Annotated in this window: 10 protein-coding genes; 8 read left to right on the top strand and 2 right to left on the bottom strand. The window is 59.7% G+C overall.

Annotated elements, in window-relative coordinates:
- Window positions 1–4 precede the first annotated feature (4 nt).
- From C4900_RS15350 to C4900_RS16965, 6 genes are all read left to right on the top strand, one after another.
- Window positions 5–337 (top strand): zinc ribbon domain-containing protein, encoded by a 333-nt coding sequence (locus C4900_RS15350; RefSeq protein WP_211307003.1) that lies wholly within the window; start codon window positions 5–7, stop codon window positions 335–337.
- Window positions 338–880: 543 nt separating this feature from the next.
- Window positions 881–2,224: an ABC transporter substrate-binding protein gene (locus C4900_RS15345; protein WP_114283426.1), complete on the top strand. Its 1,344-nt coding sequence runs from the start codon at window positions 881–883 to the stop codon at window positions 2,222–2,224.
- An 82-nt stretch (window positions 2,225–2,306) separates the two neighbouring features.
- Window positions 2,307–3,197 (top strand): ABC transporter permease, encoded by an 891-nt coding sequence (locus C4900_RS15340; RefSeq protein ID WP_211307002.1) that lies wholly within the window; start codon window positions 2,307–2,309, stop codon window positions 3,195–3,197.
- Between the two features lie 27 nt (window positions 3,198–3,224).
- Window positions 3,225–3,989, top strand: coding sequence for an ABC transporter ATP-binding protein (locus tag C4900_RS15335; protein ID WP_083995686.1), 765 nt, complete (start codon window positions 3,225–3,227; stop codon window positions 3,987–3,989).
- Between the two features lie 302 nt (window positions 3,990–4,291).
- Window positions 4,292–5,419 carry an OprD family outer membrane porin gene (locus C4900_RS15330; RefSeq protein ID WP_170132571.1) on the top strand — a complete coding sequence of 376 codons (1,128 nt, stop codon included), beginning with the start codon at window positions 4,292–4,294 and terminating at the stop codon, window positions 5,417–5,419.
- Entirely contained in the window at window positions 5,416–5,541 is a 126-nt protein-coding gene (locus C4900_RS16965; RefSeq protein ID WP_267896462.1) for a hypothetical protein, read from the top strand. The genes C4900_RS15330 and C4900_RS16965 overlap by 4 nt, the downstream gene beginning before the upstream one ends.
- 524 nt (window positions 5,542–6,065) lie before the next feature.
- Here the strand turns inward: C4900_RS16965 and C4900_RS17485 are convergent.
- Together C4900_RS17485 and C4900_RS17480 are read right to left on the bottom strand one after the other, a co-directional pair.
- Entirely contained in the window at window positions 6,066–6,518 is a 453-nt protein-coding gene (locus C4900_RS17485) for a GFA family protein (RefSeq protein ID WP_114283575.1), read from the bottom strand.
- A 661-nt stretch (window positions 6,519–7,179) separates the two neighbouring features.
- Window positions 7,180–7,371: a type II toxin-antitoxin system PemK/MazF family toxin gene (locus C4900_RS17480; RefSeq protein WP_411675239.1), complete on the bottom strand. Its 192-nt coding sequence runs from the start codon at window positions 7,369–7,371 to the stop codon at window positions 7,180–7,182.
- 911 nt (window positions 7,372–8,282) lie between these two features.
- Between C4900_RS17480 and C4900_RS15310 the strand changes: the two genes are divergently transcribed.
- On the top strand, window positions 8,283–8,609 hold the full coding sequence (locus tag C4900_RS15310) for a helix-turn-helix domain-containing protein (protein ID WP_065969098.1): 327 nt from the start codon (window positions 8,283–8,285) through the stop codon (window positions 8,607–8,609).
- On the top strand, window positions 8,609–9,913 hold the full coding sequence (locus C4900_RS15305) for a type II toxin-antitoxin system HipA family toxin (protein WP_170132570.1): 1,305 nt from the start codon (window positions 8,609–8,611) through the stop codon (window positions 9,911–9,913). Before C4900_RS15310 ends, C4900_RS15305 begins: the two co-directional genes overlap by 1 nt.
- Window positions 9,914–10,250: the final 337 nt, after the last annotated feature.

The following is a 10,250-nucleotide window of genomic DNA, read 5'->3' as shown; positions in this document are numbered from 1 at the left end:
CGCTATGGACCGCATCGTAAAGATGTTCAAAGGACTCGCCATCGCCTACAGAAACGAGCTTAGCCGCTGCCAAAGCTGCGGCATGCCGCTCGCTTATGACCGTCATCCAAGGCCCGGCCAGATCTATTGCAGTTATTGCCACGATGGCGCGTCCTTCCTCAACGAAGGCACGACGCTCCGCGCCATGCAAGATAAGGTCGACGCGCTTTTGGTGGCCAGGCGCGCCCCGCCTCTGCTGCGCCTTTATATGCGCTTGCGGCTCATGACGCTCCAAAGGTGGCGCGGCTCGGCGCTCTCCCGGTCGCAAGGCGCAGGGGCTGTAAAGGCGCGAGAGTAGGGCCACGAGAGTAGCGGTCCTCGCCGCCGCGGCGGGCGATGTCGTGGACAGCCGCCAATTTCTTGCCGACCGCAAGCCTGACAGGGCAGAGGGCGCGCGCGAAGGCGGACATTAAATGGCCCGGTTTCATGTCCGGCCGCGTGTCGGACACCTACGAAACCGCCGCCCTGTGGCCCATCATCGATCTTTCACTTTACCTCTCCCGGCGTCAAATGGTCGCGCTAGGCCTCCGTGCGTCAGTTGCCCCGATGCCTTGGGGCGAGTCGTCGGGGCATTGGCCTACCTACCCCATCGCCGCAACGCGCCCGTTGTTTCCGGCCTCGTGTAGCGCCCATCGTTCCATATCATTGGGCCCAGAGTGTCTGCACCAGGGACAGGCACATGGCACGCGTGCGCTCCCTCATGGTGCGGGCATAGCCTTCCCGCGCTACGCCGAATGTGTCCGCATCCCGTTGATATTACAAGAGATTATGTCCGTTTCCTCGATGGTATGCTTATTGCTCTGCGTGTAGGTACTCGTTCCAATATGCTGGGGGTTCCGCAATGTTCAGATTCACGAAAGGGGTAGTGCTCTGCGGGCTTTGTGTGGCACCTGCCATTTACGCCAAGACGATCACGATTAGTATCGGCTACCAAAGTATGTGTACCGATACCTACCCTGCAGGCTCCGCTATCAAGGGCCTGCACCTCCTCGAGAAGTACCTCCCGCACACCGGCAAATACAAAGGCGTGAAGTATCGCATCATCTGGCGTAACTACAGCTCCGGCGCGCCCATCACCAACATGATGATGGCCAATAAGCTCGATTTCGGTACCATGGGCGACTATCCGCTCGTCGTAAACGGCGCCAAATTCCAGCAGACACCATCCAGGCGTTCCTATCTCATTACCATGACCGGCTACAACCTCGATGGCGCCGGTAACGCCATCGATGTCCCTGTCAATTCCCCCATAACCAACATCAAGCAACTAAAGGGCAAAGATATCTCGACGCCCGTAGGCAGCTCATCATGGGGCATGCTCTATGAGATGGCTGCCGACAACCACATTCCCATTTCCGACTTCCATATCGTCAACCAAAGCCCGATGGCGGGCATAGCCGCCATTACCGCCCACAAAATTGCAGCCCATGCGGATTTCTGCCCGATCTCCGAATACATGGAGTACAAGCATGTAGGCCGAATCATCTATAGCGGCGCAAAGACACATGTGCCCTACCTTCATGGCGCGGTTGTGACCTCCTCATTTGCCAAAAAATATCCAGCAATCGTCGTGGCCTATGTGAAATCCGTGATCGCAGCCGATCGCTGGATCGCCCGTGACCCATACAAAGCCAGTAAATTGCTGTCCCGTTGGACCATGATCCCAAAAGAGGTGCTCTACCTGTACTTTAGTCACGGCGGCTATCTCACACTCAACCCCGTCATAACATCGAAATGGGTTAAAACTCTCAATTATGATCACAGCATCCTGGCGCGCTACGCCCACATTCCTCCGCTCAACATGAACGACTGGGTCCAACCGAAATACCTTAAGACCGCCTATAAACAGATGGGTCTCAACTACCGCAAACAGTTCGGCGCGCCTTATAACCCCATGGCCAATATTCATAGGAGCCCGGAGATCTGGTTCAAGGGTTCTGGAATCCATAAGTACAAGGGGGTCAAGGCCATGCTCCTGGCGGCTAAGGCCTCTGCCGCCAAGCATCGCGTTATAAACGCGACGTACGTCTATGACCACGCGACGGGATTGAAGCTCTTCGGGAACTACGCGTTTTACACCATCGATGGGGGCAAGGTAGACGCCTTCATGACACTAAGCGGTGCCAAACAGGCCGCCGCCAATGGGCCTGTCTACACCTATACGGAAGCGCTGAAGAAACTGTAACGAGGACGCTAGATGACCGCAGATGGGCTTGGCGCACGGGGTCTGCGGAAGACGGTATGCCAGGGCGTACATGGGGGCTTATATGGACAAAATCATGGCGGGAGTGACGCAGCGCGGACAAAAGCCGGCGATGAGCACGGCGCCGGAAGAGGCCCCTAACGCCGCGCCGAGGCAAAACCGCTGGGCCAACCGGGTGCTGCGCATCGCCCAAAACATCCGCTGGGCCGCTTTGATGGCCTCCGCGGCGTCGCTGATCGCGGGTGTAGGCCTGTGGCAGTGGCTCACGGAGTCCCATGTGCATTTTATCCTGGATTTCTCCAACATACCGACCCCCGTGGCCGTATTCGAGGCCTTCCGCGTTGTCATTGTGACTGAAGCATTCTGGCGCGATATCTATTGGAGTATGTACAGGATCATCGTGGCCTTTGGTCTGGCCACGGTAGTCGGGGTATCGGTGGGCATCGCCATGGGGTATAGCACCACCTTGCGCCTCGTAATCGCGCCCTACGTGGAGATGTTGCGCCCGATACCGGCCATTGCGTGGGTGCCAATGGCGATCTTGGTGTGGCCCACCACCGAGGAAAGCATCATTTTTATCACCTTCCTTGGTGCGGTCTTTCCTATCGTGCTCAATACGTGGGAGGGAGTTCGCCGGGTACCCAAGGAGCTTGTAAAGGCGGCACGCTCTTTGGGAGCCAACCGCGTGAATGTGCTTTTTCATGTGGTCATTCCCTACGCCATTCCCAGTATTACGGTGGGTATGGCGCTCGGCATGGGCGGTGCGTGGTTTGCGCTTTTGGCTGGGGAAATGATCAGTGGCCGGTTCGGAATCGGCTACTTCACGTGGGAATCATACCAGCTCATTCAGTATGGAAACATTATCGTGGGCATGCTGACTATAGGATTATTGAGCAGCGTTAGCACCGGCTCGATCTATTATCTGAAGCGTAAGCTCGTGCCTTGGGCAGAGTAGGCACATACGTCGGCGCAGGGGCAGAGTATGCAAAATATCGGGAACATAGATGTCCGGGGATTGAGCTTGGGGTTTAAGAACTTTGGACGCACCAATACGGTCGTGGAGGATTTTAGCTTTAAGTTCGTCGGCGGGTCGTTTACGTCCATAATCGGATCGTCTGGTTGCGGCAAAAGCACCCTCTTAAACGCCATTGGCGGACACTACAAACCGTTGGCGGGCCAAATCCTTTTGGATGGCTGCGAGATTAAAGAGCCGACCGCAAGTCTCGGCATCGTCTTTCAGCAACATACGCTGTTTCCCTGGAAAACGGTTATGGAAAACGTGCGCTTCGGGCCCATGCAAAGGGGGGTATCGAAGGCCCAGGCCAATGCGGTGGCTGCAAAATATATAGACATGGTGGGCTTGGCTGGGTATGGGGATTACTACCCGAAGATGCTGTCTGGTGGCATGCAGCATCGTGCGGAAATCGCACGCGCCTTGGCGAACGCGCCGGCCGTGTTGCTCATGGATGAGCCCTTCGGGGCCTTGGACGCCCAAATGAGGGCGAGCCTGCAGGGCAGTCTCCTCGATATCTGGAAAGAGACCCACGTAACGATCATCTTCGTGACTCACGACGTTGAGGAGGCCATGTATCTGAGCGAAAGAATCGTGGTCATGTCGCGGGATCGCGGCAGAATCTGCGAGGTATTCGCTTTGGATGAGCCCTTCCCGAGGAACAAGGAGAAGCTTTTCGCGAGCGAGGGCGGGCGAGACTTGAAAGAGAAGTGTATTGGATGCCTGGCGAGGTAGGGGGCTTGAGACCGAGCGGCCGCGGGAGGCGGTGGGGCGCCATGGAAGCATAGACGCATAGGTTTGTGCGGCGAGATAAAAAGTCGGCGCAACGGGGAAGGAAGCCCTTGTTGGTCGCCCGGCCCTATGGCGTAGACAGCGAGCGCTAACGGCGAGAGCGATGCATGAGTGGTGGCGAGACGGCGCGCGAATCACAAGGGGGGCTCATGATAAGGATTGGTAAGCAGGATTGGGTCGGGGCAGCTGCCGATAGGCACCGTAGGGCCGGACGCGACGTCGGCATAAAAGGGGGATGGAGGGGGTTGTCCGCCATCCCGCTCGGCGCCCTGTTCCTCGCGATGAATATGGGATCAGCCCATGCCGCAACGGGCTTTTTGTCGGGCATGAAGGTTACGGGCGATGTTCGCGCCTACGATTTTGCGAGGTTTTATACCGGCGTGCCACCGTCCCAACACGCCTTCGCGGCAGGCGGCGCTGTCAACATAATGTCGGGTGCAGTCGACGGCTTTTCCGCTACCGCCTCATTTTATGCGGCTCACTCCCTAGGGCTCAATAATCGCAATCCGGCGCTGGTTGATGGCACGCTTGCGGGTTATGGGCGCATCGACACCTTTGGCCAGGCCTTTCTCCAGTACCGCGCCCGCGGGGTGTTACTGCGAGCGGGTGACCAGCTTCTGAACACGCCCCGGATGGACCCCTCTGACGCGCGCGTGGTGCCCGCGACTTATCAGGGCTTATTTGCGGCGATCCAGCCGGTGTCGGGCCTGACCGTGTCAGCGCTACGCATCACCCGCTATAAGAGTCGGACCTCGGATGGCTTTTCGAATACCGATCTTTATAACGCGGCAGGTTCCGTAAACGTGGGCGGTACCGGTGGTCTACCAGGCGACACGGAGCCCGGCGCCGCCGCGGTAGGAGCGAGCTATCATGTCGAAGGCCTCACGGCAACGGCGTGGGGCTACCAGTTTTTCAATCTGGCGAAGATGGCCTATGTCGAGGGAAGTTATACCTTCGCCGGGGCTCACGGCCTCGCGCCTTTAGTGGGCGCACAGTATGTGCGCGAGACCGGATCGGGGGCGCAGGAGCTCGGCCACGTGGACGCCACCGTGTACGGCGCGATCGTCGGGATCAAGCACGGCCCCGACCTGCTGACCGTCGGTTACAACGATCTCCCCGCTCGTCCGGGCGCCTTTGGTAACGGGGATGTTGTCTCGCCCTATACAACAGGCTACGCGACTGATCCGCTCTATACGACGTCCATGATTCAGGGTATGGTTGATCGTAAGACGTCGGGGCACGCCGTTAAGGTAGCCGTCACCGCCTTTTTATTGCAACGGCAGGTGCGGGTCATAGCGGGATACGCCCGTTACTTCAATACGGTCTATGCGGGCTACAGTGCCCCTTACACCGATGAGGCCGACCTTGAGTGACCTATTTCTTGAAAGGGGTGCTCAAAGGGCTGTCGTTACGCGACCGCGTCGGTGTTGCCTACCATATTCCGGTCGTTCAGCGCTTTATCTACAACCGCATCATGGTTGAGTACGACTTCTAGGTCGGTGTGCGGACCGCGTGTAGGGGTGCCGATTTCTCGGCGCCCCTACACGGATCTGGACAGGTGCCGCCGCCTTTTGACATAGACCATGCCATTGCGATCAAGACGGCCAGCCAGGAGATCGTCCGGGTCCAGAGTGTCCTGAGAGACGACAGCCAAGAAGCCCGGCGGCATTTCTGTTCCACGGGGCACGGGCCGTAATTCGGGCCGCGAGGCGCCACTGGGCCACGGGCGAGAGCATCAGGAAGGCTTCACGCCAGCCCCCGCAGCGTTGTGAGGACCCGTTCCCAATAAATGATGTTTTGACAGAAGGAGACCGAAGCAAAGACTGATATGTTTTGACCTCTACGATTCCAACCCTATGCGCCCATGCTGGCCAACGCAGCCGATCGTCCACTGATCGGCCTGACCGCTCATTAAGCGCTTGGCGCCTGAGTGGCCGATCCGCCTTCGCATTGCTGCCGCTCGAGCAGTCCCAACGAAAAATCTGGGCTGGTGCATTCAAGCGGCATCCTCGGTGCCCGCTACTCGCCCTTGCGACCCTCAGCGGTCGTTGAGAGCAGGTTGGGAGGCCCCTCGGGGAATCTCGGTAACGTATCACCGTCACACGTCCAATCTGTGCGCGAGTCCCAGTAGATGCGCGCCTGGGGTTTGATGGGGACAGAGTCATCCAATGATCCGGCAGGGATAACCACCGCGTTCCATCCGAGTATGAAACGCGCCACCGGACTACCGCATTCGGCGCAGAATTGTCTGGAAAAGCGCTTAGCCTCTGGCGGTTTGAATTGCCTGAGCCGTGATTCTCCATGACTAAATACGAGCGTTGCGCTCGTCATCATGATATTGGACGCATGTTCTGTTCCGGAAGACTTCCGACATCGTGAACAGTGACAATGATAAAAACGCTGCGGATCACCGATCACTTCGTATTGTACGGTACCGCATAAGCAGATGCCTTTAAGTGTTACTTGCGGCATGCGCCTCCCTTTTCTTCCCCGGCCCGTGACACTGTTGTGAAAACCATCGTTCTGAGCGGAGCCCATCATATGCGCCGTCAAGCTTATCGATCGACGCGGGATTCTATCCTCGTGCTCGAGCTGCCACATACAGTAGGGGCACCAATTGCTGCTAGCTGAGGCCACCTTGAGAAGTATTACTTGCCAGTATCTGAAAGGACGACCGCTTCCCGTCAATAACAGTTACTTTAACATAGCACCTCGGCAGCTGCTTTGGCCGAGGAAGCCCCTGTCTGGCGCACAGTATTAGTCGGTAGGTTGCCAGCCCGAGCCGCCACTGGCGCTGATCCGGTCGCAAGGCCGGTAACGCCCTGGTTGCCGACCTTGACACGGCATGCTGCGTGAATGGCGAGTGGCGTTAGTGCCGAGGGGCCCACGATGCTTTTTCGGGTACCCCACGCCGCCATAGGCCATCGCCCAAAGTAATGTAAACGCGGGTGTCGATGATGCCGGGTTCAGCAAAATCTGCGCTTCCGCAGCGGAATCGTAAGCGCAAGCGATAATCAGTGAGCCGATACTATGACAAACGCAAGCGTGACATTCAGTCGAGCGACATCCTTCTCGCCAAGCGACCCAATCCTGCGTCCAACGCGCTCGCGACGGATGGTCACGGGTTTAGCCATCATGATTGGCGAGCGTGTCTGCAAGCCGTTTTTTCGGTAGGTTCGAGGGTGATGCGAAAATCCGGGGCCCCTGCGATCCCGGGGGTCATTTGGCAGATGACCACGGAAGACTGCCCCGCGGGCAGCGCGTCAGCCTGAACAATTACTGCCGGGCGCGGCTTCCCGTAGTCGTCCGGCGCTGTTACCGTCACGACCTCGCCCCACTTCACTAGGTGTCAAATTCCGAGGCCTCTTCGACCCACCACACCGCTTCTCCCTCCGTCGCGTGGTCCAAGCGGGCAAGCTGCCGAGCGACCCGTCGCCGAACGGCCCTGGAAAGGGGTCGGGTACGATCAACCGCAATTCCCGTAGCGCCCGTGCACGGCGTCGCTCGCGCATTGCCCGCATTCGGTGTGCGGCTTCCGCCATGGCGGTGTTCTCCTGAGTAACGCGTTACGGCGTAACGCGCCACATAAGGAAATTCCATGGGCGCCACGCGAAATGGGAATGCATCGGGAATGACGGATTAGTGGCTACTAGCAGTCGCGCTCCAGCGAACCCGTAGGTCGGCAGTGGCCAAGGAGTAGGTATAGGCCATCTGGCGGGTTTCCCAGTAGCGCGGCCCTTTTAAGGCAAGTCACCTGTGAGGCGCCTACTTCGCGCCCAGATGACGACACGAATACGACAAGAGGCCAGAAGGCGGCCGCACCGGTGATCACATGCGGCCGCAAGGTGCCGGCGAGATTTCGGTCAGCTCCGAAATCTCTAGCGCATCATCCACCTCAGTACTGAGGTAGCGAACCGTGCTCTGGGGCTTGGAATGGCCCAGGGGCAGCTGAGCGGCCCGCGGAGTGGATGATTGATGTCGTGGCGCACCCCGATCAGGTGCGCCAGAGAAAGGGAACTCCAACGCGACCGGATTGATACCGCGACGCCGTCCCAGCCATTGAGCCCGAGGTGCATGGTGTGAGCTGAGCCCACGGCCTTACGGTGCTCAACAGACATTAATAGTACGATTAACGTCCTCTTGGGAGCCTTTATTGCCATCATCTGGGGCCGATTGATATAATCGTCCTGATAGAACTCTGTATCCGGCATTAGCAATCTTTTAGGAGCTATTAGGATGGAATCCCCGATTCCCCTGCCTGTCGAGCGCGCCATCCACAAGCTCGGCAGCGACATTTCGCTGGCGCGCCGGCGTCGCCATATCTCGCAGGCTTCGCTGGCCGAGCGCATGGGCGCGTCCTTGTCTACCGTGCGCCGCATGGAGAAAGGTGACGTGCGCGTGCCCATCCACTTCTTCGCCCGTGCGCTGCATGTCTTCGGCGAAATCCAGGCGCTGGCGCATCTGCTGGACACGGCTCGCGACGAGATCGGCCTGACGCTGATGGACGAACGCTTGCCCAAGCGCGTGCGCAGCAAGCCAGGCGGCACCTCGGGAGCGCTCTGATGGCTGCCGCCCCCCCGATCCGCCGGCAGGTCTCGTTGTGCATCGGCAAGGCGGGCCTGCCGGTCGGCGCGCTCATCTATGTCCGCCAGGGACGGCGCGAGAACTGCGTCTTTGCCTATGACGCGGCTTGGCTGGCCAATCCGGTGTGCTTCAACGTGTCGGCCGACCTGCAGCTCCTACCGGGCCATCAGCCGCACAAGGCTGCATCACCCCATGATTCCGTGTTTCATGGCGCGATCGCGGATACCGCGCCGGATGCCTGGGGCCGGCGCCTCATCGCCCGCGACCATGCCAGGCGCCGCAGGGCCGACCCGCAACTACCGGCCCTCACCGAGCTGGATTACCTGCTGGCGGTCGACGACTTTAGCCGCGTTGGCGCATTGCGCCTGCGTGACACAGAGGGGGCTTGGCACAGGACGGTCGCGAAAGGCCGGCGTAGCGCGCCGCCCTTGATCGAGCTGGAATATATCTACCAAGCCAGTTGTGCCGTCGAGCGCGGGCAGGAAACCGCCGAGGACTTGCGCTACCTGCAAGGCAAGGGCACTTCGCTCGGCGGCACGCGCCCCAAGTGCACGATGGTGGACGAGGACGGCTGGCTCGCCATCGGCAAGTTTCCGAGCGTGGGCGACACCCGCAGCGTCACGCGCGGCGAGGTGCTGGCCCTGAAGCTGGCGGCGCAGGCGGGGATCGATGCCGCGCCCGCGCGCATCGTCTTGCTGGGTGACGGGGGAAACGAGGTGCCGGTCGCGGTCATCCGCCGGTTCGACCGCGACCACGATGGCGGCCGCATCCCTTACCAGTCGGCTGCATCGTTGCTGCAGGCCTCGCGCGAAGAGGATCGTAGCTACACAGAGATTGCCGACGCCATCCGCTCCCACAGCCACGCACCCACCGAGGATGTGCGCCAACTTTGGCGCCGCCTGGTGCTCAATCTGCTGATCACCAACGTGGACGACCACCTCCAGAACCACGGATTTCTGCACGTGGAACACGGCCTATGGCGCCTTGCCCCTGCCTTCGACATCAACCCTTTCCCGGACAAAGACAGGGAGTCCAAGACGTGGCTGAGCGAGCACGACGGGCCGATCAGTGACATTCAGATGCTGCTGGCCCGCGCATCGTATTTCGCGCTGGACGAGGCACAGGCCCTGGCCGTGCTTGGGGAGGTGCATGCCGCGGTATTGGGTTGGCGCCAAGTGGCACTCAGCCCGGAGGTCGGGTTGCGCGCGGCCGAGCTCAAGGACTTCGCGCCCGCCTTCGAGCACGAACAGATGGATGCCGCCGCCGCGCTGCTCAGGCGGTGATGCAAGCGAGCGACGGGAATGGAATGCTCTCACATCGATGAGCGGGGTTTAACACTCCATTCCACCGTGCACACGTCACTCTTTGCAAGATCATTGCCTGTGGCAGAAGAGAGCTGGTAACTGCCGGAAACAACAGGGATATTTGCCGTTGACGCGTCCTTCTTTGCAAGACGGCGGCGCGCGTCGCGTCGGGCCTGTTTGTGGCGATTATCGCGGGCCCAGGCGCCATGGGCCTTCCAATAGCCCCGCCAATAGGCCAGGCGGTGGCATCGCCACGTTTCCTCTCCTGGGCGCGGGCCTGATTCTCACGGTAATCAGGGTCGGTGTGACGGCGGGA

The sequence above is a fragment of the Acidiferrobacter thiooxydans genome, from assembly GCF_003333315.1.
Lineage (GTDB): Bacteria > Pseudomonadota > Gammaproteobacteria > Acidiferrobacterales > Acidiferrobacteraceae > Acidiferrobacter > Acidiferrobacter thiooxydans.
This window is presented reverse-complemented; position numbering and strand designations above follow the sequence as displayed.